We start from the raw sequence: 25,870 nt of genomic DNA on the forward strand, positions 1-25,870 counted from the left end.
TCAAGGAAATGATTTCTGTTAGGTTGATATCGTGAAAGTAAGATGGGGATTCTTATTTACATTTTTGGGAGTGGTGATGATCTTGCGGGCATGTCTGAGACTTACGATGCATTGAAAGCAATTTTATTGGAAAAGTCAGTACGTACTGGTGAATTTACTTTGGCTTCTGGGGCGAAGTCGGACCTTTACATCGATTGTCGTGTGACGGCTTTAGATCCGGTGGGTGCGCGACTGGTTGGTCAATTGGGTTGGCAGGCGGTTCGCGAACGCATTCAAGCTGAGGGGCTAGAGATTGATGCGATTGGTGGGATGACGATGGGGGCAGATCCTATTTCATTGGCTGTTGGGATGAGTTCAGCGATTGAGCATCCAGAAGAAATGCTTCAGGTATTCAACATCCGCAAAGAACCTAAAGGGCATGGCCGGGGCAAGCAGATCGAGGGTAATTTCAAAGAGGGCGATCAAGTGGTGGTAGTGGATGATGTGATCACGACTGGTGGCTCAACCTTGAAGGCAATTGATGCGATCGAAGCGGCAGGTGGTACTGTTAAATTTGCGTTGGTCCTTGTGGATCGCGAGGAGGGGGGGCGTGCAGCAATTGAAGCACGCGGCATCCCTGTCGTTTCACTCTACAGCCGTAGTACATTGCTCGACGCATAGCGGCGCGCAGCCAAGATGAGGGCCTATTGCTCTCTGGAAGCTTGGAGATCGTGAAGGCTTCACTTCTTCTGTCAAAGATTCTTGGGCTGTGTCCTAAATTTTCAAATAAGCTCTGTGGAGGCGATACTCCATGGGGCTTTTTACGGTTTTAAATGACTGAGTTTAAGCGGCGCAGCGCTTGCGGCGCATGAGGTAGAGCAATCCAGCTGTGACGATGAGGAAGGCTGAAGAGGGCTCAGGGATGGCGATGTATGAGGGAGGCGTGATGATATCGTCTCCTGGCAGAGGGATGGCTCCGCCTCCGGGGTTATCAGTTAGAGCTCCATTGAAGGTGCCGTCCTCACCAACGACAGGTGTGGCTGGGTTGGCTCCTCCGCCTGTGGCCCCCCCGGTGTTTTCAATCGTGCCTCCTGTGACATTGTAGGCATCGGCGACGACAACGATGTCTCCACCGTCACCGCCACTGCCTCCATTATCAGTTCCTTGGTTGCGGCCGTCACCGCCTGTGCCTCCTATAGCTTCGATTGAGCCATTGAGGATGAGGTTGTTGGCTGCTAGGCTGATGTCGCCCGCTTGAGCGCCTTGGTCACCATCTGGGGCGGGGTTCCACCATGTGTATACGTTACCTCCATCGCCTCCATTGGCGTTCACTGATGCTCCTGAGCCGATACTCATCGTCCCTTCCGCAACGAGTGAGATGTTTCCTCCCGCTGTTGGAGCGCTGCCTATATCACGCCAACTAGTGCCGAAAGTGCCGTCTTGCCCGCTGAAGTCGAGGTTGGAGTTGAGGGTGAAGTCTCCCTGAGAAAGGATGGCTAAGCCATTGCTACCTTCGACTTCGATGGTTACGCCCGCATCAATGCTGATGGTAGAGAAATTAAATACAGCGTAGGGATCACCAGTGCTGGATTCGTAGGTGCTTGCGATTCCCACAGTGCCACTCTGGCCAGTGCTTGTGCTGAAGGTCCCATTCGTAGTGTTGAAGGTGATCGAATCACCGTCGTTCAAGCTGAGGCTACCTAGAAGAGTGTGCTCGAGGGCGTCGCCAGTACTGTTGAGGCCATCTGGGTCAAAGACCGCACCTGTGAGGCCGCTGTATCCTACAGTGGCAGCGCTCAGCGGTAGGCACAAGCTCAACAATAGAGCCATTATGTAGCGAGGGGTCTGCATAATTTGTATTTTTGTTACTTTGGTTGGGAGAGATAGGAGGTGCTTTTATTCCAAGGTATTTCTTGGGCACGCTCTTTCCAAGCAGTATAACTAGGCTGCGAGCAAGTAAAAAATAGCTTTAAATGGCTATTTTATTTTTTGTTAGTTGGTGGACTCTAGTTGCTACCAGTGAATGTTTTATGAAGAAAACGTTAACAAAAAAATTAGGGTTGGCCTGCAAGGGTGGCCTGAAGTTTTGGCTCTTCTTCTTGATCTGTGAAACTCTCAACTGTGGGCGTCTCGCTAGTTGGAAGATTGGCCTGTAACTGTGTATTATCCTCAGTGACATAGCTGGAGATGTCGACGGTATGAACGTAGGCTGCAGCTAGCCAAACTCCTAAGACGAGTAGGGATGAAGTGAGAAAGAGTTTGATCTTCATAGTTCTGTAGCCTCGATTGACAATTAAGTTACGTTGATGATCTGTGCATCTTTTCTAGCACTTGTAAAGCTAGAAATGGTGTCATCAAGGGCCTGCGGATGGCTGATGGGCTGGAAGATGTCAATGCTGATTAGCAAATGAGTGTATGAAATGGAGGGGGCTTAGCGCAGGTGGAGGGTGATGACGCGGGGGGCGCTGGCGGTACCGTAGCGGTCGACAGCGGTGACGGCAATGGCCGATGGTTGTCCTTTGAGGCTGATGCTGCGTTGGGAGACGACGGCAACGGAGCTCCATTGTTTACCATAACGCACTTGGATGGCGAAGGTTTGGACTCCAGGCACGCGGGTGATGCTGAGGATGGTGTTGCTTCCAGATTTACTGGCACCGATGATGGGGCTATTAGGGGCTTTCGATGAGATCCAGGGCATGGGGGGAACGAGAGCGGGGACGGAGTAGGCGCCTTTTTGTAGACTGGTGGTAATGCCCCCACGGTTTTGCATGAGGGATTTCATGCTCCAGTGGATGGAACCGGCCCAGTTGCGGCCGATGCTGCGGCTGAGTTGCACTTGTTTGGTAATTTCAGATGCGGGGCGACCAGGGTCTTCGGTGCTTTTGATACGCGCGGTGGCTATGCCTGGCCAGACTGGGCGTGTGCCTTGCTGACGCCACCAATTGAGAAGGAGGCTGTAGGATTGTTTAGTGGGTTGGTCGCGCCAATAGAGCTGTGGGGACAAGTAATCGAGCCAGCCGTTCTTGAGCCACTTTCGGGAGTCGGCACAGAGGTGGTCGTAGGCGTCGATGCCAGCTTCGATTCCGGTGGGAACGCCGGGCCGCCAGATACCAAAGGGGCTGATACCAACACGCACCCAAGGTTTAGTCGCTTTGACGGATTGGTACATGTTTTTGACAAAGGCGTCGACATAGGCTCGGCGCTGGGCGTTCGTTTTACCGTCTGGAAAATTTGGGCTGGGCCGTCCATTGACGACGGTGGGGTAGGGGTAAAAGTAATCGTCGATGTGGACACCATCGACGTCATAGCGTTTCACGACATCGAGGATGACAGCGAGTGCGCGTTTTTGGGTGAAGCTATCTGCAGGGTTGAGCCACTTGTATGTTTTGTAGGTTTTGACGTGCTGGGGGTGGGTGCGGGTCACGTGCTTGGATGAGGTCGCAAGGTCTTTATTGGGGAGGGCTCGGAAGGGGTTGAACCAAGCGTGTACTTCAATGCCTCTTGCATGAGCTTCCTTGATACAAAAAGCAAGGGGGTCGTAACCGGGGTACTTTCCCATTGTGCCGCTGAGCCAGTGGCTCCAGGGCTCGTAGCCTGATTTATAGAGAGCATCTGCATTGGGACGGACTTGGAAGATGACCGCATTGAGGTTGAGGCTCTGAGCTTTATTCAGCATGGCGATAAGCTCGGCCTTCTGTGTCGCAGGAGGCAGGCCCTTTTTACTCGGCCAGTCGATATTGTAAACGGTAGCTATCCAAGCCGCTCGGAATTCTCTGGGAAACTGTGGTGGTTGCTCGTTGCTCTGGACGTAGTGCTGGGCCTTGAGACCAAGGCTAGAAAGAAAGAGGATAGTTAGAATGCGGATCACGCATAGTGAACTAACAAGTGCGGCTCTTGATGAAAAGGTTATACGCCGATCTTTTTTCAGTGCTATGGGGGCCATCAAGGGAGCTTAGCGGTAGGCGAGGATGCCGGAGGTGATGGCGCTTGCGGCGAGCGACTGGTACCATGAGCGCTTGCACTTTTTTCTCTCAGAGTAGTTGCTGATATAGCCACACTCAACGAGTACCGCAGTGCAGCTCGTTTTATTGAGAACCGCATATTGGCCACCGAGGCGGGTCTTGCGGTTTTTGAGGCCCAGTGTCTGGACCATTTGGCTTTGAATAGATTCGGCTAAGCGACGTCCATTTGCGCTGGCGTAGTAGGTTTCAACGCCTCGCACGTATGTATGGGTGCTGGCATTGAAGTGGATTGAGACAAAGAGCGTGTTCCGGTATCTATTTGAGATACTCGCTCTTCTTGTGAGGCTGACCCATTGGTCGCTGGAGCGAGTCATGGTGACGGGGATACCGTGCGCTCGGAGAAGATTGGCTACTTTGTGTGCTACTTTGAGGTTGAGGTCAGATTCTCGAACCCCGCCCCAGATCGCACCTTTGTCTTTTCCTCCGTGGCCGGGGTCGATGACAACGTGCGTGAAGGTATTCGCAGCTAGCCATGCGGAGCTCATCATCCAAATTGAGCAGAGAAAGACGTATGTGCGAAGTGGGGTCATCAGGTCAGGGTGGTAAATCTGATCCTGTTTTTATAAAAAAATACCGTTAGAGGTCAATTTTTATTTAAATAAATTTAATTTTCTACCTTTTTTTATAAAAAATAGAACTCAACCTTCGACTTTTTCCTCGAGTGTTTTTTGCATACGTTTGGAGAGGAAGGGGCGGATGAGGCCATAGAGGAGGTAGAGGGTGAAGATGAGGGTTGGGGTGTACCAACGGGTTTGTTCATTGAGCAAGAGCATGAAAAACATGGCACCGATGACGACGCCCCAGAGGGAACCTTTGGTACGCCAGTCTACTTTTTTAAAGCTTGGGTAGCGCACGTTACTGAGCATGAGAGCTGAGAGCCCGAGCATGGTGGCGGCGAGAACATAGTTCCATGCGCCGAGGTTCGGGTCGGTTTTGGATGGGTCGTTGTAGAGGTGGATGATGAGGAAGGTGATGGAGGCGATGAAGCCTGCGGCCATTGGGATGGGAATGCCTCGGAAATCGAGGTTGTCTCCTGGGCGCTTTGGCATGTTGGCGAGGCAGTTGAAGCGAGCGAGGCGCATGGCGCCGCAGAGCAGGTAGATGAAGGCGATTGCCCAGCCGAGTTTGAAGTCACCGAGTTGTTCGGAAAGTGGGAAAAGGACAGCTTTGGAAACGAGCAAGGCGGGGGCCATGCCGAAGGAGACGACGTCGGCAATGGAGTCAAATTCTTGGCCGAAGGGAGATTCTTGGCCTCCGAGGCGAGCGAGTCGCCCATCGAGGAGGTCAAAGATGCAGGAGCCGAAGATGAGCATGATGGCCTGCTGATAAAACCTATAGGCTTCAGAGAAGTCTGAGTGCTGCATGCCTTTGAAAATGGTGAGGACAGCAAAGAAGCCACAGCAGAGGTTGCCCGCTGTCATTAGGTTGGGCAGCAGGTAAATTTTGGGTTCTTCGTATTGCTCTTCAGGCTTCTCGCTCATGGCACTCATAGCTAGGCATAATTGTTGGGTAAGAAACAGTGGAAAATACAAGGAGATGTGATTAGTGTGGCCGCGACATGGCTGAGCTTACACCCACAACAACGATGGCTTCTCTTCTGCGTACTTATCCCGGTGCACGCAGGGCACTTTTTGCGGAGTACCACATCGGCGGCTGCAGCTCCTGTGCCTATCAGGATGAAGAGACGCTCGAGCAAGTCTGTCAGCGAAATGAGATAGCAGTGGGGGAGGCGATCGATCACGTGCTGAAGAGCCACGAAGTCGACGCGGCGATGCTGATCACCCCGGCAGAAGTGCAAAAGTTACGAGAAGCTGGTGAGTCCATGGTGTTTTTGGACACACGAACAAGGGAGGAACATGAAGCTGTGGCCATTGAGGGCTCAGAGTTGATGACGCAAGAGCGACAGCAAGAGCTTTTTGGTACCGCGAAAGAGGACAGTGTCATCATCCTCTATGATCATACTGGAAGCCGAGTTCTAGACACCTGCGCTTGGTTCCAAGGGCATGGCTTGAAGGGGACACGAGGCATGCTTGGAGGCATTGATGCTTGGAGTCAGGAAGTGGACTCGAGTGTCCAGCGGTATCGACTCGAGATGGATTAACACTTCTCTCTGAGTTTATCCTCGGAGTTGGGCGTGGTGCCTAGAGTGACTCCGCTAGTTATTCAGTCCAATCGGCGCTGAGCAGAGCTTCGTGAATGACGATCTTCTCTGGGTGCTGAAGCCGGAGGTTTTTGCGGTATTCTTTGACTGCAGCTTTGCGGCGGGAGGTTTCTAGGGCAGCGACGATTTCAGCTTTGGACTCGTCAAAGCTTCGGAGGGTGGAGGCTTGCGTGTCGGTGAGTTCGACGAGGTGCCAGCCGATGGTGGTTTCGATGAGGCTGGTTTGGTTGACTTTTAGTTTCTCGACGGCTTGAGCGAAGTCAGCGGGGAGGCGCTGAAGGGACATCCAGCCGAGTGATCCACCGTGGTCCTTACTGCGCGGGTCTTCACTGAGTTTTAGGGAAAGCGAGTTAAAGTCATTTGTTCCAGACTGGAGGAATTCTTGGGCCTCGCGGAGGGCTTGTACGGCCTCATCCTCATTGTGCTGGAGTTTTGAGAGGAAGATGTGGCGCAGCTGGTAGAGCTGAGGTGTTTGGAGCTGTTCTTGGTGATCTTTGTACCAAGCTTTGGCTTCTTCGTCGGTGACGGCGATCCCTCGTGCGATATGGTGGTTGAGGTATTTTTGTTGTTGGAGGCGGGCTGCAATTCGGAATCGGAGCTCTTTTTCACCTTCAAACCCGAATTGAAGCATGGCTTTTTGCAATTCTTCAGGCGTGCTAAAACGGCTGGCGAAGCGTTGCATAGCAGCATTGATTTCTTCTTCGCTGACTGGAAATTCTTTGTCGTTGAGGGCGACCTTTTCTCTCAGCAAGGCGTGATCACACAGTTCAGCGAGGGCAATCCTGCGGAGGGCGGTGCGTTGGGAGTTACTGATTTCTTCGCGTGTGCGGCCGGAGCGCCAGAGTTGTTCGTCGACTGCGTAGTCGACTTGGCTGAGGAGGATGGGCTTGGTGAAGACGCGGGCGACAATGCCTCTTTCGATATCGTTGCCAAGTTTCTTTGCAGGGCTGCCTTGGAGTCGGTAGACTTGTTGTTTGAGTGGGCCTTCGAAAAGAATGAGGTCACAAAAGAGGTAAAGCATGAGGACGGACCAAACGCCGAGGCGAATCACAAACTTGGATGACATCTTCATCTGCCCGCAGTTGTTACCACTAAACATAAAAAAGCCACACAACAAAAGTTGTGCGGCTTAGAAAAAATGCGGTGAGATGGCTTAGTTGACAGCAACAGCCTCTGCGCCAGTTTCGCCGGTACGGATGCGGATCGCTTCGTCGACAGTGGAGAGGAATACTTTACCGTCGCCGATTTTACCGGTGTTAGCGCTCTTGACGATGGCTTCAGCCACAGTCTGTGCTTGCTCGTCGTCGACGACGATGTCGATCTTCACTTTAGGAAGGAAGTCTACTGTGTACTCGGAACCACGGTAGATTTCAGTGTGGCCTTTTTGACGGCCAAAGCCTTTGACTTCAGTCACAGTCATGCCCTGAACGCCGACTTCGGCGAGAGCTTCTTTCACTTCTTCGAGTTTGAATGGCTTGATGATTGCTTCGATTTTTTTCATAGCTTAAAACAATTGGTCTTGAATGAGTGAGAGCAAGCAGCGTGCCAACATTGTTTCTATTCAAGATTTTCCTGTGATTGTTACGAGGTTAGAGAAGGCTGAGGGTGCATGCAAGATAAGAAACAGCGATTGTTTGTCTGTAGGGATTATTCGTCTGTTCTGGGGATGCGGCGGAGGTATCTAGGGCCGGGCAATTGTCTAACAAGTCTTTTCATTTCAAGTTTAAGCAAGGTGCTGATGACGATAGGGACTGGGAGTTGGGAGCGTGTGACGATTTGGTCAAGTGAGCTTTCCGTGGCTTCGAGGGTCTGCAGGACGGTTGATTCATGAGCGTCAAGCTCAGGAAGTGGAGTGGAGGATGGTTGGAGTTCGAGTTCAAGCTTGAGGGGGAGCGCCTCCATGTCGTCGAGGATGTCATGGGCTGAGGTGACTAAGGTGGCTCCATCTCGAATCAATTGGTTGCAGCCCGCTGAGCTGGGTTGGTCGATAGGACCGGGCACAGCATAGACGGTTTTTCCCATTTCACTTCCGAGATTCGCGGTGATGATGGAGCCTGACCACTTCGGGCATTCGACGACAAGAATACCAGACGACCAAGCGGCTACGATGCGGTTGCGCATGGGGAAGGTGCGCTTATCAGGTGGGAGTTGGAGTGGGAATTCTGAGACGACTGCACCGTGGCCATCAGCGATTTGCTCTGCGAGCTTCATGTGCTCCGGGGGATAGAGCTGAGCGAGGCCGGAACCAATGACAGCAATGGTTCGCCCGCCGGACTCGATAGCTCCTTGGTGGGCTTGTGCGTCGATGCCTCTAGCTAAACCTGAGAGGATGCTGAAACCTGATTGGGCAAGCTGAGCACTCAGTTTGCGTGCACAGTCTCTGCCGTAGTGGGTGGTGCGACGCGACCCAACAACGGCTAGGGCGTGTTTATCTTTTTCTAGAAGTTCTCCCCATACGTAGAGAGCCAAAGGTGGGTCATAGATGTGGGAGAGTGTGGAGGGGTAGAGTGGGTCTTCTTGAGTGATGATACGGATGCCTCGTTGTTGTGCTTCTTGTAGCTCTGCTGACAGGTCCACGTGGTCCTCCCAGTGGGTGATCATCGTTGCAGTCTCTCTGCCGATCCCTTTGATTTTACAAAGCGTAGAGCTGCTGGCTTGAAGAATAGCTGAGGCGGATCCCAATGCCTCAATCAGGCGACGGACACGTACTGGCCCTACTCTTGGGAGGAGATTGAGGGCGATTGTGGCTTCGCGCGTGGTCATGATTATTTATTGTTAGATGAGTGTGTTAGGGTAGCAATGGATTGAGAGTGATGGCAAGAAGGATTGGTGTTGAGTGCTTGTATGGGACAAAAAAAGCCACCGGCACAGAGGTGCGGGTGGCTCATGCGAAAAGCGAAATATAAATATGCTGGCGGCTATTTTTTGTAGACAGCGTCAGGGTCGAAGGTGAGGTCTTCTGTAAAGGCTAGTCCAGCTGGTGCTTTGCCGGCTTCGAGGTCAACTTTACGGTAGAAGCATGAGTTTCGGCCGGTGTGGCATGCTCCAGCACCTTGTTGATCGACGTAGACGATAACAGCGTCTTGGTCACAGTCTGTACGAATTTCGACGACTTTTTGGGTGTGGCCAGATGTGGCGCCTTTGTGCCAGATTTCTTGTCTACTACGTGAGTAATAGACGACTTCCCCCAGTTCGAGGGTCATTTTGAGTGATTGCTCATTCATGTATGCGAGCATGAGTGGCTCTTTTGTCTCTGCGTCCATCGCGACGCAAGGGATCAAGCCATGTTCGTCAAACTTGGGGGCAAAGATTGGCTTTTCCTCTACCGCTTTTTTGTCTTGGCGTTCACCGAATGTAATGGATTCAGACATCGTTCCTGCGGGTTATGCTGCTGAAAGTGCGAGGCGATCATCAGAAGCGATCAGCTCGGTGAGTGAATCCCAACCATTTTCGGTCTGGAGGTTGAAGACGCGAAGGTAGAGGCTGACGAGCTGTGGATCGAATTTTTCCACGAGGGTATCGACAGCTGCCTTGAGCTTATCTGCATCGAGGGTTTCAGGAAGGTCTCCATCTACTGAGCCTTTGCCATCGTGCTCGATGTCCATGGCGTCACAGAAGCTGACAAGGAGGTCTTGTTGGCCTTGCATGAAATAGACTTGGAAGAGGTGCTCGCCCACCATGTCACAGGACTTAAGCTTGAGAGTTTTGTGCATCCAAGCAATTTGGTCGGCGACTGGCTTCTTTTGGATGAAGACGGGTCGAAGTTTACGGTCGTTGGCGAGGGTGGCTACGGTTGTTTTGTAGAGTTCGCGCTCCTCGTTACGCATCCATTGGAAGAGGTCCACGATGATGGATGGTTTGATGTTTTGGTAAATTTCGTATGCGTTCACAATAGTGTCTTGGTGATTGATGCAGCGGGAGTGAAGCAGTTCTTTGCGATCCGTCAAGGGCAGAGCCGAGTGATTCTAGGGGGCTTATTGCCAAGAGGTGGAGAGAGACTCGGGTTCTTCGAGATCTTCAGCGTTGTTGGGAATGCCAGCATTTTTGTCTTGTTCGCCGTAACTCCATATGAGCGAGCGCTTTCCTTTGACTTTGCGAGCTGACTTACCGGTGTCACCAGCGAATGGTTCTTGGATGGTATTGTCGTAATCGCCATCAAGAATGATGTGGAAGTCGGTGCCGAAACTCGAAATGAGATCTGAAATGGATTCATTTGCTGCATATTCAACACCAGTTCTGCCGCTGCTTGCGGTCGGAATGGCCTCAATGAAGTTTTTGCCGTCCACATTACGTGAGCTATCGCTATCATTCAGCCCAGCCAGCTCATTGAGGAGGTCGATTACCTCGGCTTTGGAGAGTTGATTATCGTTGCCAGTCTCAATAGGGAGGTAGCCGTAGTCTGAGTAGAAATCTTCGACGCCGCGTTCAATGATGGTTGCGATTTCAAGGTTTTTCTCCCTTTTTGAGTCACGGATGAGCTTCCCGGCTACTGGATAAATTGCCGCAGCGAGAACCGCAATGATGGTCATGACAACTAGTACCTCGAGAAGGCTGAAGCCATTTCGGGAGCGTGGATTTTTTGATGGGTTGTATGTGATCATAGAAAACTGAGGCACACTACACAGTCTGGAGGGACGATTCCAATCACTTTTTTTCACTGCTTTATGAGGGCATTTGCGGACTTGACCTTGCAGAGTGAGGGTACTACTTTGTATATACATTTTTAGGGGGCTGAGTCAGGCAGCTTCTAATTTCCAAAAAAAGTATTTCCACCTCAGCCAGAAATCCCTAGCGTACCTCGCAATCCATGAAAAACTCTACACAAAACCTAACCAGATCCTCGCGCAATGGCTTTACATTGATCGAGATGCTTGTGGTATTGGTGATCATCTCGACGCTGATTGGCATAGGAGCTCAGGTGATGAAAAATGCAACCTCAGCGCAGGGAACAGACACAGGAGCTTCGATGGCAGAGAGCTTGTTTGCGGAAGCCCGAGGGATGGCAAAAACGAGTGGAGTCTCCACGCGTGTCGTTATTTACGAAGGGGGGGGAACGGGAGAAGAGCGTGAAAAGCACCTTCGCTACATGGGGATTGTACGGCAGTACCTCAATAACGGAGGAACGCCAGGTGATCCCAGTGATGACACCTATACATGGAGTGATCGTTTAGAATCTCGTGGTGTTGAATTGCCTAAGAATGTTTATTTTAACGCGAACTTGAGTGGAGATCCCAACACCATGGACGTGCAGATTCCAGGGATAAGCGGCCCACAAAGCTGCTATTATTATGAATTTAATGCTGAGGGTATCTTGGCCGATCCAGTGGGTTCTGTCCCTGCGGTATTTGCGGTCCAGTCTGGGGTTTTATATCCGACTGATGATACGCCCAGAGAAGCCAAGAAGGGGAGTCGTGAGGTGAGTGGTTTTGCGATTTGGAAGCGAGGCAACACAACGATGTTCCGCAATCCAGATCAAATCCCAGGCTTGGGGAATGGAGATCCCACATTCTAAAACCAGAACTTGAAAGAATTTATGAGAAAAACCCAAATTTCCTCGCGTCGCGGCTTTTCCTTAGTGGAAGTAGTGATCGCAATTGGTATTGTCGCGGTGTTGTTGACGACATTTATGGCGGTATTTGGTCCGGCTCAAAAGAACATCAACCGAGCTCTGGGAGTGGCGGACGCGAATCGCTTGGTGACGACACTTGAGAATGAGATGGCTGTCTTACGTGAAGGAGAAGAAACTGAGTATGTGGATGCAAATGGCAATGCATCGGCATTCGAAAAAGCTTTCCAGTGGATTAAAGATTCAGCAACTGAGAGCAGTGCTCTTGTTGTTTATCAATACCAAGCTGTACCTGATTCAGAAAACGCTGACGGCACCCTGAAAGCTGCTGATTTGGCTTTAGTGAAAGATGAGAGCAAATTTGCAGGGGTGGATTACATCACACAAACCGTCGCGAGATGTATTAGTCGCAATGCGAGCAGCTTCATGCAGGATGAATTAGCCCCAGGTATTGTCCAAGGTAAGGTGTATGCAGTGCGCATGACTCAACTCGTCAAAGGTACTAATTCTGGAGATGGTTTGGTTCTTGGCACACCTGGAACCATTGCGAATCCAGTGGATAGTGATGTCTCCAATCCCACAGACAGTGCGACCTACGATGATGCCTACATCACGCTTCAAGTTGAATTCTTTCCTCTGAACAACAACCTCTATGACTATGTTACTGGAGGGTCATGGGAATTTGATAAATTGGGAGCGCCAGTAGCGACTCAGAACATTGCTGTCCGCCGCTAATACTGTTATGAAAAAATTTAAAGCACAGAGAAAAGGTTTCACTCTCATCGAGTTAATGACTGCAGTGGCGATCACAACAGTCATCATTGGAGTGTTGATTGGGACTACGCGTATGTCCATGGATGCGTGGCAGGAAAGCAGAGATAAGGCAAGGGCGTCGCGACTTGCAAAGGAGAGCATGGAGGTCATGGCTCGAGACCTTGAGGGAATTGTTATTCGTTCAGGAAACGACTATGAATGGCTCTACGCCAAGATGGACGGTAGTGAGCAGCAAGGCCCCCATAGTTCTGCGCAGTTAAATAACCCATTGGAATTTGTTTTCTTAACTGCAGCTACTGATCGTTATGATGGAAAGATTGGTACCTCTGATGACAAAGGTGGGGATATTTCTACAGTCATTTATAAGCTCGTTTACAAAGATCAGTTTGAGGGGGTGTCGAGTGGCACACCTTTTCCTGTGTTCTCACTTTATCGGAAATTGATCAATCCCGATGAGACCTTCAACAAGTATTTAGCCCAGACCTCGATCCAAGGCCTGACCCCCTCTGATGAAATCACCGACCCTAACAATTTCATTGCTGAGAATGTATACAACTTAACGGTGACCTTGGTTTTTGAATATATTGACACTAATACTGGTGTATTAAAGCAGAAGCGGGTTCCAATTATGACGAGTGGTTCCTCTTTTGTGGAGGTGAGTATTAAGGGTGACGAAGTACAGACACCGGGTTCATCTGAGACATTGCCTGTTGATGCAAGACTTGCGGGAGCTGAGCTAGGGATTATGGTGCTTAACGACACTGCTGTGCGCCAGCTGAGCGTTCCAAGTTTACCCGATAGTCGTGTGAAGAGCATTATTAAGGAAAATAGTCACTTCTTCACTAAGTCGGTAGTTCTGCCAAGACCTTAAATAGGCGGTCATCGATCTATCATTCTTCTTCAGCGCTCAGTAAAGAACTGAGCGCTTTTTCGTTGAGTTCGATGCTGTGTGTTGCACCGTCGAGGATGTTATCAGCAAGGGCGTTTTTCTTGGATTGCATTTGCTGAATGCGTTCCTCCACGGTTCCTTCGCAGATCAGTTTGTGGACCATGACGGCTTTATTTTGGCCAATACGGTAGGCGCGGTCGGTGGCTTGGTTTTCCGCGGCAGGGTTCCACCAGGGGTCGTAGTGGATGACAGTGTCAGCTCCTGTTAGAGTGAGGCCCGTTCCTCCAGCTTTGAGCGAGATGAGAAAGACTTCACCTTCACCACCTTGGAATCGCTCAACGAGCGACTGACGGTCTTTGGTAGCGCCGGTGAGGATGAGGTAGGAGATCTCTTGCTCTAACAAGTATGATTCGATGATTTCTAACATCGAGGTGAATTGTGAAAAGATCAGCACGCGATGCCCCTCTTTCCTGAGGGTGGTGAGCATATCGACCAGGTATTTGAGTTTCGCTGATTCAGCGGTCGAGTTTGAGGGGGAATCGTCGTTATCAAAATTGATGAGGGCTGGGTGACAGCAAACTTGTCGGAGCTTGAGCAAGGCGTCGAGGAAGACAATCTGGGCTTCTCCTCCGCGCGCGACGATTGCTTGACGGACTTGTTTATCCATTGCTGAGCGCACAGTTTCGTAGAGGTCTTTTTGCTCTTGGTTGAGTGTGATGGTGTGGAGGATTTCTGTTTTAGGAGGTAGCTCTTTAGCGACATCGTGTTTAGTGCGTCTGAGTATGAGCGGGCCAATTTTTTTATTGAGTGTGTCTTTTTTTAGCTGATCTTTTTTTTGCTCGATAGGGGTGCGATAGTTTTCATTGAAGTGGCTGCGTTCACCAAGGAGTCCTGGCATGAGGAATGCAAAGAGGCTCCAGAGCTCACCGAGATTATTTTCAATTGGGGTGCCAGAGAGGCAAAGCCGGTGTGAGGCATGTAATTGTCTGATAGCTGTGGAGACTTGAGCGGCAGGGTTTTTGATATGTTGGGCCTCGTCTAGAATGATGAGGTGGTATTGTTGCTTCAGGTGGTGTTCTAGGTCTCTATGGATGAGAGCATAGGAGGTGAGAACGATGTCGTATTGGCCGAGTGTAGCGAAATGTTTATGGCGCTGAGGTCCTTGGAGGATGAGAGTTTTCAATTCTGATGTAAATTTAGCCGCTTCTCTCTGCCAATTGACAACCACAGATGTAGGCGCGAGGACTAGGCATGGCCGGTCTTGATTCCGCCTCGCCTCTTTTTCCGCGAGGATATGTGTTAGTGACTGGAGTGTTTTTCCAAGGCCCATGTCGTCAGCTAGGATGCCGCCGAATGCGTGGCGGGTGAGAAATTGCATCCAATAGAAACCATGAAGTTGGTAATGGCGGAGAGTGGCGTTGAGACCTGCAGGGACTGGAACAGGTGTGACTTCGTCAAGGTTTTGAATTTGCTTGGCTATGGTTTCAATCTCCTTGGGGACTTCGAGTGGTATGTCTTCGCCTTCTGCTAGAATGGCGGCATCCAGAGTGCTCACCTTGATTGGGCCTTCAGTGAACTTGAATTCTAACAATTCACCTAAGGTGAGAAGCATGTGGCGGAATCGGCCAACTGGGAGTGCTAGACCTCGGCCATCAGGTAAGAAAATGAGAAACTCTTGTCCTTTAGGGAGTCCTTCTGTCGCCTCGAGAAAGTTATTTTCTAACAACGCTGCGAGTATTGGTTGGAGATCGAAGTGTTCACCATCGATTTCAAAGCCTGCGGAGAGGTTGAACCAGCCTTTTGCTTCCTCTACCATTTCAGCTCTCCAGGTGTCGGATCTAAAGACGAGTGGTTGGTGACCGACGTAGGGGGAGAACTGGACATCCCAGGAGCGAGCTTCAAGTGCTGGGGTGGCTTCGTGGCGGAAGCGTTGCCAGTAGAACTCTGGGTGAGGCCATTCTTTTTTATCGGGCGTCCAGAGTTTAGAACGTTTCTCTTGTGGTATTGCGGAGGTGTCGGCGAGCCATTTTGGGGTGGGATCCCATTTTTTGGATGCTGACTTTTTTGTTGAGGGCTCATTTGGCAGGAGGTTGAGGGCGTAGAGGGTCTGCAGGGCCAGCATCTCAGCTTCTCGGTCACGCTGGATTTTTTTATCTGGAGTGACGATGGGCGGGAGATTACCGGAGGGTTCAAGTGGGACCTTTGTCTCTTCATAGAGAGCATAGGCTTCAGCATAGATCTTGGGAGTTCTCTTGGTTCCGCCGTTTATGGCCTCCTTCTCGACTCTTAGAATAAAGCTTGGCCCTTTTGTGGGCTCTGGAGCTTTCGTGCGATTGGTAGATGGAGCGAGCTGTTTGCCCGTTTGGACATTTTCGAGATGAGGGGTTTCGCCAAATGCAATAGCGAGTCTTTCGCCTCTCGATAAATAGTTTAGTAAGGCAGCGGCATGCTCGCAATTTAATTGAACCGAGCAAGAGCAGGATGCATCGAATTGTAGAGAGTTCTCTTCTAACCAGAATGCGATGATGCTTTCGAATTGGTGTCCACTGCCATCTTGGATGTAGGCAACGATTTCGATGTCACTTGTTTCGAGTACCTCAGCTTTGGGTGGTGACACCTTTTTAGAGCGGGCCAATTTCTCTCCGTTTTGGAGGCAGCTACTGGAAAAGGAACCTTTCCAAGATGCGGATTGTAGAAACTCTGAAAGAGCCTGGGTCGTGAGTGGTTCGCTCATGCTTGCTTTCTTCTAGAGCGAAATCGCGCATTTGCAAAGAGAGCTGATGGAAAAGAATCGATGGGGGAAGCTCTCTGCCGAAATAGGAGTGGTCTGGACGTAAAAGAGCGGCAGATTCGCATCTGCCGCTCTCACACCTACGATCCCAATCGCTTTGGATTGTTATATTATGAAGCCTCTGCAAAGCCACCCGAAAGCGGCTTTATCATCGGCTGATCCTTTTTTCGCAAATTTTTACGCATCTTGGCAAGCGCAACATTCTGTAATTGACGAATTCTTTCGCGAGTGACCCCGAATTCGAGGCCAACTTCCTCTAAAGTCTTAGGTTTCTGGCCATCGAGTCCGAAGCGCGCATCGATAATTCTTTGCTCGCGTTCGTCCAAAACGTCCAATAATCCGTCTAATTCGGTGTGCATATTCTTACTTTCGAGTGCCAAAGCTGGGTCGACAGCCTTTTCGTCGCCAATAATTTCACCGTATTCTGAGGTTTCACCTTCTTGCACTGGGGCATCGAGTGAGGCTGGTCGCTGGGCTGCTTGTTTGAGCATAGCAAGCTTCTTGCGAGGGATGCCGAGCTCTTCAGCGAGTTCACTGTCAGTTGGTTCGCGGCCCAAGTCTTCAGCAAGCATGTTAGCGATGCGTCTCATCTTGGAAATTTTATCGACCATATGGACGGGAAGGCGGATAGTCTTGCTTTGGTTAGCCAGTGCTCGTTTGATGGATTGTTTGATCCACCAAGAGGCATAGGTGCTGAGTTTACCGCCTTTCTCTGGGTCAAATCTCTCGACAGCTTTCATCAGGCCGATGTTGCCTTCAGATATAAGGTCGGAGAGTGGGAGGCCGTAGTTGGCGTAGTCTTGGGCGATTTTTACGACGAGGCGAAGGTTCGCCTTGATCATGTGTGCCCGTGCTTTCTTGTCTCCGTTCTTAATCTTCTCAGCAAGCTCGATCTCTTCAGCTGGTGTGAGGAGGTCGGTTTTGGAGATTTCCCTGAGGTAAATCCGGAGTGAGTTCTCGCTGTCGTATGATTTCATAGTCTTTGTCTTGGTTGTTTAACCTTGTGTAATAAATGTCTAAGTTTTTGTCGATATTGTTATCGAGTTTTTATTATGACACTGCTTATTCAATGGTGTTAGCGCTGTTTGTTTTCCTTTTTGTCTAAATTTTGAAAAAACAATTTGTAACGCCTGTTCAATTGGTAGGAGGCACAATGGGCCGATTTAATTCTGAGAATTTTGCATTTTTTTCCTAACGAGCGTATGTTTCCTATTGGTCTAGGGTTGCTGGGGCCATCTAACGCAATCGGAAGCACCCGTGCTGCGCCTTAACGCAACACGGGTACCGACAACACACATGGGGGGGAATTTAAAATTTTGCAGTGGCCGATCTAGTTTAAGTCGGCAGATCGGTCATTTTGAGGAGTGGGGGTACCGAGCTGTTCAAGCCAGTGAGTGAGGAAGAATTTCTTTTCAGAAAAGTTAAGTAATTTGTCAGATGTACCGATAATGGGTCGCAGGGTGGTGGGGAGCTGTAGGGTGACGAGGGTGAAGACGAGCATCCAGACTTTGAGGTGGCTGGATTTACTAACACCGAGGGACGTGGCACAGCGGCTGAGGAGTTTGAAGCCGAAGGTAAGGCAGATCGTCCATAGTGCAATGCAGAGGAACCCAAAGAAGCTTATGGAGTTACTGGAGGTGGAGAAGAGCCAGACGACAGGGGCAAAACCAACGAGGAGAAGGGATAGAAGGGAGATGGAGCATAAGAGGAGTGCGATGATGGTGAGAAAGCGGACATTGAGGCCTGCTAGACAGGCGAAGATGTAGAGGCTGGGGAGGCAGATGAGGGCGCCGAAGCTGAGGCCTAGGAGTATTTTGAGGGGGGCAGCCCAGAATTGTTCACCGCCGCTGAAGGAGCCAACGACGATGCCAAAGAGTGTGAGACAGAGGCTGGAGATCATTATGAGAGGAAGCCAGGGGAGCTGATCGCTAGATTGGATCGTATGGATGAGATCACGTGGTCGTTTGAGCAGGGCATTTAAGAGAACGGAGAAACTGAGTGGCTCCTTAATTTGGACGGGAGCTTGGAGTCTTTCCGCTTTTTCTGGGGTTGGCGGGGATGGTGGTTGATTCTTATCGTTCATGGAGTGAGTTGATTGTGTTAGAGGAAGTGTTGGAAACTGCGCCATACGGTCTCGTAGAAAGTGCCTCGGAAGGGGTCGTCACGGAGAAAGGCGACTGCGAGATTGGGAGAGCCAAAGAAGGGGCGAAGAACCCAAGATAGTTGTGCGCCAACGAAGAGGTTACCGAGGAGCCAAGCGAAGAAGGTTTGGAGTGCGGCTTGAGGGGATGTACAGAAGTGTTTTAGGAAGCCGAGGAGTGTGGCGTGTGAAATGATGCCAGCATAAGCGATGAGCAAGGTGTGCAATAGCAAGCTTGCGGCGTGAAAGTCTGAAGCCCCGGTCTCGTGTGGGTGTGGAGCTTGAAATGCGAGAGCCAAGGTAATGGGACTGAGCGCGCCGAGAATGATTGCCATGGTGGCGAAGCCGGTTAGCAAGAACTGCAAGCTTTGGCGTATACTTATGCCACTATCTAGAACTTGCGCGAGCAGTCCATTGATCAGGCCATTGACGAGTAATGTGAAAAAGAGAAGGAGGGGAAATTTGATAGCGACATAGCTGGCCATGAGACCTCCATGCCAGAGCCCCATGGAGAAACCATAGCTGGCACAGCCGAGAATGATGCATGGAATCGTGGTGGCGAGGAGACCACGGGGTTTGTGGGTGAGCCATTGGTTAAGTAAACCATGGTCGCCTCGGCATAAGCCGGGAATGAGTTGACCAAACTGTGGGAGGCTGACTGACATCTTGAACTTCTCATAGCATGCCTAAGCATTGTGAAAGTTTGATGAAGCCTCTGTGAATTCTATGTTAGAATTTTAAATTTGTTGGGGGGAGGGTGTGTTTAGTGCTCGCATTCTCCATCGATAATAGGGGCGAAGGGGCCTGTGCGGTAGTAGGTGCCGCCGAAGTATGCGCGAGCCCCGTGGTAGTAGGTGGTGTTTGTTCCAGAGACTTCCATTGTAGAGGACTGGTAGCCCTTACGAAAATCCAGCCAAGTGATGTCTTTTTTATCTTCTAGAGTGCCTTTGTCAGTGAAACGGGCGGCGTCTTGATTGGTAGTGGCTTTACCTTGGACCTGCCCCGTGTGTGCAGTGGGACCGCGAACCACGAAAATTTCAAAATAGAGTGAGCCGTCATCTTGGGTGAAGATTGCCATGGTTCCGCCAAATCCATCTTCATAGGTTCCGTCCCATTTATTCTTAGGATTGGGTTTGACGCTCGAGCGTATGCGCAAGTAGTTCGCTCGTTGGTGAGTGAGCATCGTCATCCGTTCGAGAAGTTCCTCTTGTGGGATTTTTCCGTTGAGTCGCTTTTCTTCAGCTAGTTTATGAGAGAGCCATTCGCGCTGGGTTTTCTGAATCTCGGAAAAGGTGTATTCCGGGAGAAGCTTTCTGGCTTTTTGGTATTGGGCGTTCAGTTCTCTGTCTGCAGCTTGGTACTCACGTGTGACCTCAGCGAGAGATGAGGCATGGGAGTATGAGCATAGTAGAGTGAGTGCGAGGAAACTACGTAAGGAGGTTTTCATGGTGGCTGCTTTTCTAACAGTATATAGACATCTATCAATGTAAGAATTGGTAGAGACTTTGTGGGGTAGGGACTACGGCATCTCATTTGGTTGACTCAAATTGGAGACTGGTGGGGTGGTGTTGATATGAGTGTCTGGGTTGAAATCTTCCCATGGGTTCGAATAGAAATTTTGTAGAGGAGGCGTTCAGTGTCATCAATTTCGGCCCCTCCTGGCTTGGTGACACCGCCCTGCCAAGTGACACGAACGACTTGTTTTGTACCAGGTGGGCAACCGCTACCACCTCCTAAGGGAAGACGGGTAGCTCGCTTACCAATTTCCCATTCAGATTTGGGGACGATTTGGGCGAGTACCATGGTGGGGCCATCTTCGAGCCGTGTGACTTTGGCTTTTTTACCTCGAAAATTTACTTTGTGATCTTTGGAGAGGAGGTTGCCCACGATTTCTACTTCAACTGGTTGGTCGTGAATGCTGCCGTATTCCCCCACTAACAAAACTGTTTTCAATTCGCCCAAGTCATTTGCTGGGGCAAGGGTGACGCAGGTGAGTGATCCAGAGGTGCCTGATTCTGTCGTTATTTTAAAGTCTCCAGCTTGGAGTGAATGGATATCGAGTTCATGAGAGAAGACGACGGGCATGCCGTCTTTTCCTCCAGTATCTTTGTGAATGAATCTATTGAGGATTTGGGGGAGCGAGCTGTCTAGTCCATAGAAGGCTGATAGGAGTTCAGCTTCTCTTCCATCGGGGTGCTTGAAATTTGTAATATTAGTGACAGTGGAGTCTACGGGGGAGTCGTCGGTAAGCGCTGCAAACATGGGAGGGCGTGTCAGCGTGTAGACTAGGATGATCAGTGGTAGAGTGATAAGGGCTGCGAGGGCTAGGTAGCGTTTTTTCATATGCTAGAAGTCAGGCTGTTAGCAAGTGGTGGAGGTGCGCGAATATTTTCTAGCACGACATGTATAGCAGACTATAGAGAGGGCTTGTGGGATGGATAGAAAAAAGCCGCAGGGAGATCTTTGCGGCTTTGGTGTTGGGGGGCTTGGTTTAAGAATGTAGAGGGATCAGGCAATTTCGGTTTTCCCGAAGTACGGCACGAGAGCCTCAGGGATGGTGATAGAGCCGTCAGGATTTTGGTATTGCTCGATGAGGGCGACGTAGAGCCGTGGAAGCGCAGTGCCTGAGCCATTGAGCGTGTGACAGAAGTGGTTTTTGCCATCGGCGTCTTTGAAGCGGAGACGGAGTCGGCGTGCTTGGTAATCACCAAAATTGGAGCAACTTGAGACTTCGAGAAACTTATCTTGGCCGGGTGACCAGACTTCGATGTCGTAGGTTTTGGTTGCGGAGAATCCGATATCACCGGTGCAGAGTTCGATGGTGCGGTAATGAAGGCCGAGTTTTTGTAGGGCGGCTTCTGCATGACCGGTAAGTTCCTCGAGCACTTCAAATGACTTGTCTGGGTGCACGGCTTGGACGAGCTCGACTTTATCGAACTGGTGCATGCGGATGATACCACGGTTGTCGCGACCGGCAGAGCCAGCTTCACGGCGGAAGCAGGGTGTGTGTGCGGTCATTTTGATGGGAAGTTCGCTTTCCTGGAGCAGGGTTTCTCTCACAAGGTTTGTGACGGGAACTTCAGCGGTTGGAGCGAGGAACATGGCGCCATCTTCGAGGCCGTACATGTCATCTTCAAACTTTGGAAGTTGACCGGTGCCTTCCATACAATAGCGGCGGATGATATGAGGCACGTTGACTTCAGAGTATCCGTGTTCTTCAGTCTGGAGGTCTAGAAGGAAATTGATCAATGCTCGCTCGAGTTTAGCGCCACTGCCTCGGTAGACAGCAAATCCAGACCCAGAGATCTTTGCTGCGGCATCAAAGTCAATGAGGCCGTGTTTTTCAGCGAGGGCGACGTGGTCGAGCGGATCGGTGATTTCTGGTTTATTTCCCCAAGTGCGGATTTCTGGGTTGTCAGCCTCATCGCTGCCGACTGGGCAATTTGCATGCGGCAGGTTGGGGATGCTCATGAGGAGGTGGTTTTGGCGCTCGGTGACGGTGTCGGCCTCGGTATCGAGGACTTTGATTTTTTCACCGATGACTTTGACGGCTTCTTTGGCAGTTTCAGCTTCATCGTGCTTCCCTTGAGCCATGAGAGCGCCAATTGCTTTGGACGAGGATTTCCGCTCTGACTGGAGTTGTTGCTTCTCAGTCTCCACAGCGCGACGGCGTTCGTCGCAAGCGAGGACTTCATTGATGAGATTCTGCGCGTCACCACCACGGGTGGCGAGGCGTGCCTTTACTTCTTCAGCGTTATCGCGGATTTCTCGGATGTCGAGCATGGTGGGGGTTTACATGGTCAAGCTTGCGAGGTCAACCCTGACGCGCAGATCTGAGAGAGATTTGAGTGGTGGGCTCGAGTCCGCTCTCAGCGGTGATTTAGTGGGTGTTAGAAATCAAAAATGCTTGTTGTGAGAGTGCGGCGTATTTGCCACCGAGGGCACAGAGTTCATCATGGGCGCCGGATTCGATGATACGGCCTTGGTCGAGGACGTGGATGATGTCTGCATTTTGGATAGTTGAGAGACGGTGTGCGATGACGAAAGCCGTGCGGGTGTGCATGAGGTTATCTAGCGCGTCTTGGATGAGCTTTTCGGTTTTGCTGTCAACGCTGGCGGTGGCTTCATCTAGGATGAGGATGGGTTGGTCTTTTAGAAGGGCTCTGGCAATTGAGAGGCGTTGTTTCTCTCCTCCTGAGAGTTTGACGCCACGTTCACCAACGTTGGTATCTAAACGTTTTGGCAGCTCTTCGATAAAGCCTCGAGCGTTAGCAGCGTCTAGGGCTTTCCAGAGTTCATCGTCTGTGGCGTCGCGTTTACCCAACAAAAGGTTCTCCCTAACAGATCCATTGAAGAGGAAGGCATCTTGGGTGACGTAGGCGATAGAAGAGCGTAGGGAAGGTTTATTGAGGGTGTTGAGTTCGATGCCGTCGATGGTGATAGATCCCTGATCGTATTCGTAGAAGCGGGTGAGGAGGTTAACGAGTGTTGATTTACCAGCACCGGTAGAGCCTACGAGAGCGACAGTTTGCCCAGGTTGGGCAGTGAGGTTGATGTGGTGGAGGGTTGGGATCTCGTCATAACTGAAGGAGACGTCTCTAAAGACGACTTCTCCGCGTGCAGGTTGGGGGAGGAGGACACCTTCGTCGGCGTGAAGTTCATCTTCGGTATCGAGAATTTCAAAGACACGTTCAGCGGCTGCTTTAGAGGAGAGAGCCATTTGGTTGAGGCCGTGGAGTTTGGTGATGGGCTCGTAGAGTGCCCACATGATCGTGAAGAAGTAGAGGTAGATTTCAGTACCTACGCTAGGGTCGGAGATGATGCGGTAGCCGCCAACTCCGAGGACGAGCACGTAGCCTAGGGAGTTCAGGAAGCTCATACTGGGGGAATAGACGGCCCAGTATTTCATGACCTTGAGGGTGGCATGTTTTACTTTGGTGGAGAGTTGGTTGAAACGGTTGAGTTCATCAGCCTCTGCCGCATACGATTTGATCTGGTTGACGCCGGCAATGTTATCGCTGAGCAGTGCGTTCATTTCACCTGTGTAACGCTTCACATCACGGTGTCGGTCACGCGCATTTTTTGTATAGATGCTGGCGCCGATAAGAAGAAAGGGGAGAGGAGTGAGTGCTGTTAATCCCAGAATAGGGTCCTTCCAAATAAGGAAAGCGGCCACTCCAAGGATTTGTAGAACAGCGATGAGTCCTTGTTCTACTCCGTCGATAAGCAGGCGCTCCATTGCTGGCACATCCTCAGCTACGCGTGTCATGATATCTCCAGTGCGACGTGAGTCGAACCACTTGAGGGGGAGCCGTTGGAGTTTTGAATAGAGTTCTGAGCGGAGGTCGTAGATAGCTTTCTGTTCGAAGACGTTATTGATGAGGATGCGCAGGCAGTTAAAGATATCACGTCCGAAGAATGCAGCGAGGGCGATGAGTGCGTATATGAGAACCTGTCTCTTACTTTCTGACTTATAGGAGTCAGAACTGGTATCGGGAATTTGTTGGCGGACTTGGTTCGCTAGATCCGGGGAGTTAGAATTTGCTGGATCTTGTTCGAGCTTTCTGGCAACTTGTTCGATTTGCTCGGCATTTTTTTGATCTTCAATGATTTCCTTGTAAATGCGTCCGGACATTTCAGGGAAGACTGGCAGCATGACAGTCATAAGAATTGCGCAGAGAAGCTGGGCGCAGGCGAGCTTTGGGTAGCGACCGTAGTAAGAGAAAATGCGGCGAATCGTCTTCATGAAGATGCGTTCGAATGTGGGCTGATCTTACAAAAAAGTAAAGCGAAGCGAAAAATCAGTGAATTTTAGGGTTGTAGAGTGGGGGAGGATCCACCTAGTGTCCATCATCACACCCGAAAATCCTACGTAAACAACCGCATACAAAAACCACTATGGCTACAAATATCTTTGGAGGTCTCACCATTGTTGTCTTGGCATTATCCATTTGGATGGGCTTCAAGAACAACGCTGAATTTGAGAAGCAGGTGAAGCTAAAAGAAAAGGCTGAGCGTCGCTTGAAGGCTGGACAAGAAGATCTAGCAGGCGTGACTCAGAAGCGTAACGAAACTGTTGCAACGAAAGACGAGACTCTTGAAGCTGACAAAGCTGAGCAAGAGAAGTTGACGACAGTGAGTGACGAGATCGCAGCAATCAACAGTGACATTAGCGCTAAGGAGAGTGCTGTGTCAGCTAACGAAAGCAAGATTGCTTCTAACGATGACATTTTAAAGGGTCTTCCAGATCCGGACGTATTGGTTCCACAGATCACTGCTACGAAGAACAAGATTGCGACACTCAAGTCTGACATTGCAACAGACGAAGAGAAGCTCAGTAACATGAAGCAGCGTGAGGAGAGCACGAAGGCACTTGCTGCGAATAAGCGCAATGTCATTGAGTACCAAACAAATGGTAAATCACTTCCATCACTATCCACTTCTATCAGCAGCGTCTATCGTAACTGGGGTTTTGTAACTCTCAGTGGAGGTAATGCACAGGGTGTGGTACCTGGATCTATTCTTGATGTACTTCGCAATGGCGAGGTGATCGCAAAGTTGAAGGTGACAGCAGTAGAGCAAAACCGAGCTGCAGCAGACATCATTCCTGATGCGATGCCTGTGACGGTGGCAGTTCGCTCTGGCGACCGTGTTGTAGCAGAGAAAGAGGCCAAGCAATAAGGTTACTCCCGAATTCTAACTCATTATTACTTACTGAATATTATGAAAACACCTTTATTCGCTGTAGCATGTGCTGGTATCGGAGCTGCAGGCATTTTCTCATACACTAAAATTTCTACCCATCAGGCTGAGCTTGATGAGACAAACGACCGCAAGCAACAGATCATCGTTGTAGAGAATTCTTATGCAAGCATGCAGAAGGAATACGACGAGGAGAAAGAAAACCTCAAGAAGGCTGAGGATGCTCTCAACGAGACCAAGGCTGAGATCGAGCTTAAGGAATCACAGAAGTTGACCCTTAAGCGTACTCTCAAGGATCTCGACAACAAGATTGCGACTCAAGAGGAGAAGATTGAAGAAGTTGAGCAGTTGATTGCCAAGGTTAAGGAAGCATTCAAGGGACAGGATGTAGCGCTCGATCAAGTGCCACAATTTGTTGAGCAACTCAACGAAGAGCGCAAAGATCTTGAGAAGAAGAGCGAGGAGCTCGCTATCGCCATTGAAGAAGTCCAGAAGAAGCTTGATACTAACAATGCTGATTTAGCAGATCTCAACAAGCGTGAGTCCGAGCGTATTGCTAGCCTTCGCCAGAACAGCATTTCTTCACTCATTACAGCAGTGAACAACAACTGGGGCTTTGTGATTATCAAGCCACATCCACAGGCGTTGATTAACGAAGATTCACAGTTGATTATTGTCCGCGGTGCTCAGCACATCGGACGTCTCAACATCAATGCAGTGGAAGCCAACCGTGTGATCGCAGACATTGACTATGACAGCTTGGTTGCTGGTGCGCGTGTACGTTCAGGCGACCGCGTGATCTTAGCGAAGGCGAATAGCCGCTAATCTACCAAGGATCTATTACTT

The 25,870-nt window shown here is 50.3% G+C and carries 26 protein-coding genes; 7 read left to right on the top strand and 19 right to left on the bottom strand.

What is annotated here, in order from left to right; all coding sequences use genetic code 11:
• Window positions 1-90: 90 nt before the first annotated feature.
• Window positions 91-660 (top strand): orotate phosphoribosyltransferase, encoded by a 570-nt coding sequence (gene pyrE / locus ACFSW8_RS13740; protein ID WP_377178509.1) that lies wholly within the window; start codon window positions 91-93, stop codon window positions 658-660.
• A gap of 162 nt (window positions 661-822) precedes the next feature.
• On the opposite strand, the gene ACFSW8_RS13745 is transcribed toward pyrE, so the two are convergent.
• The 5 genes from ACFSW8_RS13745 to pssA form a co-directional block, all read right to left on the bottom strand.
• Window positions 823-1,830 carry a PEP-CTERM sorting domain-containing protein gene (locus tag ACFSW8_RS13745; protein WP_377178511.1) on the bottom strand — a complete coding sequence of 336 codons (1,008 nt, stop codon included), beginning with the start codon at window positions 1,828-1,830 and terminating at the stop codon, window positions 823-825.
• A 203-nt stretch (window positions 1,831-2,033) separates the two neighbouring features.
• Entirely contained in the window at window positions 2,034-2,249 is a 216-nt protein-coding gene (locus ACFSW8_RS13750) for a hypothetical protein (protein WP_377088927.1), read from the bottom strand.
• A gap of 161 nt (window positions 2,250-2,410) precedes the next feature.
• Window positions 2,411-3,847 carry a glycoside hydrolase family 10-like protein gene (locus tag ACFSW8_RS13755; protein ID WP_377178513.1) on the bottom strand — a complete coding sequence of 479 codons (1,437 nt, stop codon included), beginning with the start codon at window positions 3,845-3,847 and terminating at the stop codon, window positions 2,411-2,413.
• 84 nt (window positions 3,848-3,931) lie between these two features.
• Window positions 3,932-4,531 carry an N-acetylmuramoyl-L-alanine amidase gene (locus tag ACFSW8_RS13760; RefSeq protein ID WP_377088929.1) on the bottom strand — a complete coding sequence of 200 codons (600 nt, stop codon included), beginning with the start codon at window positions 4,529-4,531 and terminating at the stop codon, window positions 3,932-3,934.
• Window positions 4,532-4,639: 108 nt separating this feature from the next.
• Window positions 4,640-5,482 (bottom strand): CDP-diacylglycerol--serine O-phosphatidyltransferase, encoded by an 843-nt coding sequence (gene pssA / locus ACFSW8_RS13765; RefSeq protein ID WP_377178515.1) that lies wholly within the window; start codon window positions 5,480-5,482, stop codon window positions 4,640-4,642.
• A gap of 77 nt (window positions 5,483-5,559) precedes the next feature.
• Between pssA and ACFSW8_RS13770 the strand changes: the two genes are divergently transcribed.
• The gene (locus ACFSW8_RS13770; protein ID WP_377088931.1) at window positions 5,560-6,102 is read left to right on the top strand and encodes a rhodanese-like domain-containing protein; all 543 of its coding nucleotides are present in this window, start codon (window positions 5,560-5,562) and stop codon (window positions 6,100-6,102) included.
• Between the two features lie 58 nt (window positions 6,103-6,160).
• On the opposite strand, the gene ACFSW8_RS13775 is transcribed toward ACFSW8_RS13770, so the two are convergent.
• The 6 genes from ACFSW8_RS13775 to ACFSW8_RS13800 all read right to left on the bottom strand — a co-directional run bounded on the left by ACFSW8_RS13775 (window position 6,161) and on the right by ACFSW8_RS13800 (window position 10,763).
• The gene (locus ACFSW8_RS13775; protein ID WP_377178517.1) at window positions 6,161-7,234 is read right to left on the bottom strand and encodes a peptidylprolyl isomerase; all 1,074 of its coding nucleotides are present in this window, start codon (window positions 7,232-7,234) and stop codon (window positions 6,161-6,163) included.
• Between the two features lie 81 nt (window positions 7,235-7,315).
• Window positions 7,316-7,663, bottom strand: a complete 348-nt coding sequence (locus ACFSW8_RS13780; protein ID WP_377088933.1) for a P-II family nitrogen regulator — start codon at window positions 7,661-7,663, stop codon at window positions 7,316-7,318.
• A 146-nt stretch (window positions 7,664-7,809) separates the two neighbouring features.
• Entirely contained in the window at window positions 7,810-8,925 is a 1,116-nt protein-coding gene (gene dprA, locus ACFSW8_RS13785) for a DNA-processing protein DprA (RefSeq protein WP_377088936.1), read from the bottom strand.
• A gap of 155 nt (window positions 8,926-9,080) precedes the next feature.
• On the bottom strand, window positions 9,081-9,533 hold the full coding sequence (hisI, locus tag ACFSW8_RS13790; RefSeq protein ID WP_377088938.1) for a phosphoribosyl-AMP cyclohydrolase: 453 nt from the start codon (window positions 9,531-9,533) through the stop codon (window positions 9,081-9,083).
• Window positions 9,534-9,545: 12 nt separating this feature from the next.
• Window positions 9,546-10,052, bottom strand: coding sequence for a hypothetical protein (locus tag ACFSW8_RS13795; RefSeq protein WP_377178519.1), 507 nt, complete (start codon window positions 10,050-10,052; stop codon window positions 9,546-9,548).
• 84 nt (window positions 10,053-10,136) lie between these two features.
• Window positions 10,137-10,763, bottom strand: coding sequence for a type II secretion system protein (locus ACFSW8_RS13800; RefSeq protein WP_377178521.1), 627 nt, complete (start codon window positions 10,761-10,763; stop codon window positions 10,137-10,139).
• A 206-nt stretch (window positions 10,764-10,969) separates the two neighbouring features.
• Between ACFSW8_RS13800 and ACFSW8_RS13805 the strand changes: the two genes are divergently transcribed.
• The 3 genes from ACFSW8_RS13805 to ACFSW8_RS13815 are packed head-to-tail and all read left to right on the top strand — an operon-like array spanning window position 10,970 to window position 13,373.
• Window positions 10,970-11,674, top strand: a complete 705-nt coding sequence (locus ACFSW8_RS13805) for a pilus assembly FimT family protein (protein WP_377088941.1) — start codon at window positions 10,970-10,972, stop codon at window positions 11,672-11,674.
• A gap of 21 nt (window positions 11,675-11,695) precedes the next feature.
• The gene (locus ACFSW8_RS13810; RefSeq protein WP_377178523.1) at window positions 11,696-12,463 is read left to right on the top strand and encodes a type II secretion system protein; all 768 of its coding nucleotides are present in this window, start codon (window positions 11,696-11,698) and stop codon (window positions 12,461-12,463) included.
• 7 nt (window positions 12,464-12,470) lie between these two features.
• Window positions 12,471-13,373: a PulJ/GspJ family protein gene (locus ACFSW8_RS13815; RefSeq protein WP_377178525.1), complete on the top strand. Its 903-nt coding sequence runs from the start codon at window positions 12,471-12,473 to the stop codon at window positions 13,371-13,373.
• Window positions 13,374-13,392: 19 nt separating this feature from the next.
• Here ACFSW8_RS13815 and ACFSW8_RS13820 read toward each other — a convergent pair whose 3' ends face one another.
• The 8 genes from ACFSW8_RS13820 to ACFSW8_RS13855 form a co-directional block, all read right to left on the bottom strand.
• Complete coding sequence (locus tag ACFSW8_RS13820) at window positions 13,393-16,125, bottom strand: SNF2-related protein (RefSeq protein ID WP_377088944.1); 2,733 nt, start codon at window positions 16,123-16,125, stop codon at window positions 13,393-13,395.
• A 167-nt stretch (window positions 16,126-16,292) separates the two neighbouring features.
• On the bottom strand, window positions 16,293-17,159 hold the full coding sequence (locus ACFSW8_RS13825) for a sigma-70 family RNA polymerase sigma factor (RefSeq protein ID WP_377088946.1): 867 nt from the start codon (window positions 17,157-17,159) through the stop codon (window positions 16,293-16,295).
• A gap of 353 nt (window positions 17,160-17,512) precedes the next feature.
• Window positions 17,513-18,265: a hypothetical protein gene (locus tag ACFSW8_RS13830; RefSeq protein WP_377178527.1), complete on the bottom strand. Its 753-nt coding sequence runs from the start codon at window positions 18,263-18,265 to the stop codon at window positions 17,513-17,515.
• Between the two features lie 17 nt (window positions 18,266-18,282).
• Entirely contained in the window at window positions 18,283-18,987 is a 705-nt protein-coding gene (locus ACFSW8_RS13835; protein ID WP_377088948.1) for a hypothetical protein, read from the bottom strand.
• A 98-nt stretch (window positions 18,988-19,085) separates the two neighbouring features.
• Window positions 19,086-19,769 carry a lysozyme inhibitor LprI family protein gene (locus ACFSW8_RS13840; RefSeq protein WP_377088949.1) on the bottom strand — a complete coding sequence of 228 codons (684 nt, stop codon included), beginning with the start codon at window positions 19,767-19,769 and terminating at the stop codon, window positions 19,086-19,088.
• A 95-nt stretch (window positions 19,770-19,864) separates the two neighbouring features.
• The gene (locus ACFSW8_RS13845) at window positions 19,865-20,665 is read right to left on the bottom strand and encodes a hypothetical protein (protein ID WP_377088950.1); all 801 of its coding nucleotides are present in this window, start codon (window positions 20,663-20,665) and stop codon (window positions 19,865-19,867) included.
• A gap of 165 nt (window positions 20,666-20,830) precedes the next feature.
• Complete coding sequence (gene serS, locus ACFSW8_RS13850) at window positions 20,831-22,105, bottom strand: serine--tRNA ligase (protein ID WP_377088951.1); 1,275 nt, start codon at window positions 22,103-22,105, stop codon at window positions 20,831-20,833.
• A 97-nt stretch (window positions 22,106-22,202) separates the two neighbouring features.
• Window positions 22,203-24,068 carry an ABC transporter ATP-binding protein gene (locus tag ACFSW8_RS13855; RefSeq protein WP_377088953.1) on the bottom strand — a complete coding sequence of 622 codons (1,866 nt, stop codon included), beginning with the start codon at window positions 24,066-24,068 and terminating at the stop codon, window positions 22,203-22,205.
• A gap of 152 nt (window positions 24,069-24,220) precedes the next feature.
• Between ACFSW8_RS13855 and ACFSW8_RS13860 the strand changes: the two genes are divergently transcribed.
• Together ACFSW8_RS13860 and ACFSW8_RS13865 are read left to right on the top strand one after the other, a co-directional pair.
• Window positions 24,221-25,003 (top strand): hypothetical protein, encoded by a 783-nt coding sequence (locus tag ACFSW8_RS13860; RefSeq protein WP_377088954.1) that lies wholly within the window; start codon window positions 24,221-24,223, stop codon window positions 25,001-25,003.
• Window positions 25,004-25,045: 42 nt separating this feature from the next.
• A complete protein-coding gene (locus tag ACFSW8_RS13865; protein WP_377088955.1) occupies window positions 25,046-25,849 on the top strand; it encodes a hypothetical protein in 804 nt (267 codons plus the stop codon).
• Window positions 25,850-25,870 lie beyond the last annotated feature (21 nt).

The organism is Rubritalea tangerina (genome assembly GCF_042683245.1).
Classification (GTDB): Bacteria; Verrucomicrobiota; Verrucomicrobiia; order Verrucomicrobiales; family Akkermansiaceae; genus Rubritalea; species Rubritalea tangerina.

What these genes read in the sequence shown, in the direction of transcription:
- pyrE (WP_377178509.1), top strand. Translation starts at nt 91, where the DNA reads ATGTCTGAGACTTACGATGCATTGAAAGCAATTTTATTGGAAAAGTCA.
- ACFSW8_RS13745 (WP_377178511.1), bottom strand. Translation starts at nt 1,830, where the DNA reads ATGCAGACCCCTCGCTACATAATGGCTCTATTGTTGAGCTTGTGCCTA.
- ACFSW8_RS13750 (WP_377088927.1), bottom strand. Translation starts at nt 2,249, where the DNA reads ATGAAGATCAAACTCTTTCTCACTTCATCCCTACTCGTCTTAGGAGTT.
- ACFSW8_RS13760 (WP_377088929.1), bottom strand. Translation starts at nt 4,531, where the DNA reads ATGACCCCACTTCGCACATACGTCTTTCTCTGCTCAATTTGGATGATG.
- pssA (WP_377178515.1), bottom strand. Translation starts at nt 5,482, where the DNA reads ATGAGCGAGAAGCCTGAAGAGCAATACGAAGAACCCAAAATTTACCTG.
- ACFSW8_RS13770 (WP_377088931.1), top strand. Translation starts at nt 5,560, where the DNA reads ATGGCTGAGCTTACACCCACAACAACGATGGCTTCTCTTCTGCGTACT.
- ACFSW8_RS13775 (WP_377178517.1), bottom strand. Translation starts at nt 7,234, where the DNA reads ATGAAGATGTCATCCAAGTTTGTGATTCGCCTCGGCGTTTGGTCCGTC.
- ACFSW8_RS13780 (WP_377088933.1), bottom strand. Translation starts at nt 7,663, where the DNA reads ATGAAAAAAATCGAAGCAATCATCAAGCCATTCAAACTCGAAGAAGTG.
- dprA (WP_377088936.1), bottom strand. Translation starts at nt 8,925, where the DNA reads ATGACCACGCGCGAAGCCACAATCGCCCTCAATCTCCTCCCAAGAGTA.
- hisI (WP_377088938.1), bottom strand. Translation starts at nt 9,533, where the DNA reads ATGTCTGAATCCATTACATTCGGTGAACGCCAAGACAAAAAAGCGGTA.
- ACFSW8_RS13800 (WP_377178521.1), bottom strand. Translation starts at nt 10,763, where the DNA reads ATGATCACATACAACCCATCAAAAAATCCACGCTCCCGAAATGGCTTC.
- ACFSW8_RS13805 (WP_377088941.1), top strand. Translation starts at nt 10,970, where the DNA reads ATGAAAAACTCTACACAAAACCTAACCAGATCCTCGCGCAATGGCTTT.
- ACFSW8_RS13810 (WP_377178523.1), top strand. Translation starts at nt 11,696, where the DNA reads ATGAGAAAAACCCAAATTTCCTCGCGTCGCGGCTTTTCCTTAGTGGAA.
- ACFSW8_RS13815 (WP_377178525.1), top strand. Translation starts at nt 12,471, where the DNA reads ATGAAAAAATTTAAAGCACAGAGAAAAGGTTTCACTCTCATCGAGTTA.
- ACFSW8_RS13820 (WP_377088944.1), bottom strand. Translation starts at nt 16,125, where the DNA reads ATGAGCGAACCACTCACGACCCAGGCTCTTTCAGAGTTTCTACAATCC.
- ACFSW8_RS13825 (WP_377088946.1), bottom strand. Translation starts at nt 17,159, where the DNA reads ATGAAATCATACGACAGCGAGAACTCACTCCGGATTTACCTCAGGGAA.
- ACFSW8_RS13830 (WP_377178527.1), bottom strand. Translation starts at nt 18,265, where the DNA reads ATGAACGATAAGAATCAACCACCATCCCCGCCAACCCCAGAAAAAGCG.
- ACFSW8_RS13835 (WP_377088948.1), bottom strand. Translation starts at nt 18,987, where the DNA reads ATGTCAGTCAGCCTCCCACAGTTTGGTCAACTCATTCCCGGCTTATGC.
- ACFSW8_RS13840 (WP_377088949.1), bottom strand. Translation starts at nt 19,769, where the DNA reads ATGAAAACCTCCTTACGTAGTTTCCTCGCACTCACTCTACTATGCTCA.
- ACFSW8_RS13845 (WP_377088950.1), bottom strand. Translation starts at nt 20,665, where the DNA reads ATGAAAAAACGCTACCTAGCCCTCGCAGCCCTTATCACTCTACCACTG.
- serS (WP_377088951.1), bottom strand. Translation starts at nt 22,105, where the DNA reads ATGCTCGACATCCGAGAAATCCGCGATAACGCTGAAGAAGTAAAGGCA.
- ACFSW8_RS13855 (WP_377088953.1), bottom strand. Translation starts at nt 24,068, where the DNA reads ATGAAGACGATTCGCCGCATTTTCTCTTACTACGGTCGCTACCCAAAG.
- ACFSW8_RS13860 (WP_377088954.1), top strand. Translation starts at nt 24,221, where the DNA reads ATGGCTACAAATATCTTTGGAGGTCTCACCATTGTTGTCTTGGCATTA.
- ACFSW8_RS13865 (WP_377088955.1), top strand. Translation starts at nt 25,046, where the DNA reads ATGAAAACACCTTTATTCGCTGTAGCATGTGCTGGTATCGGAGCTGCA.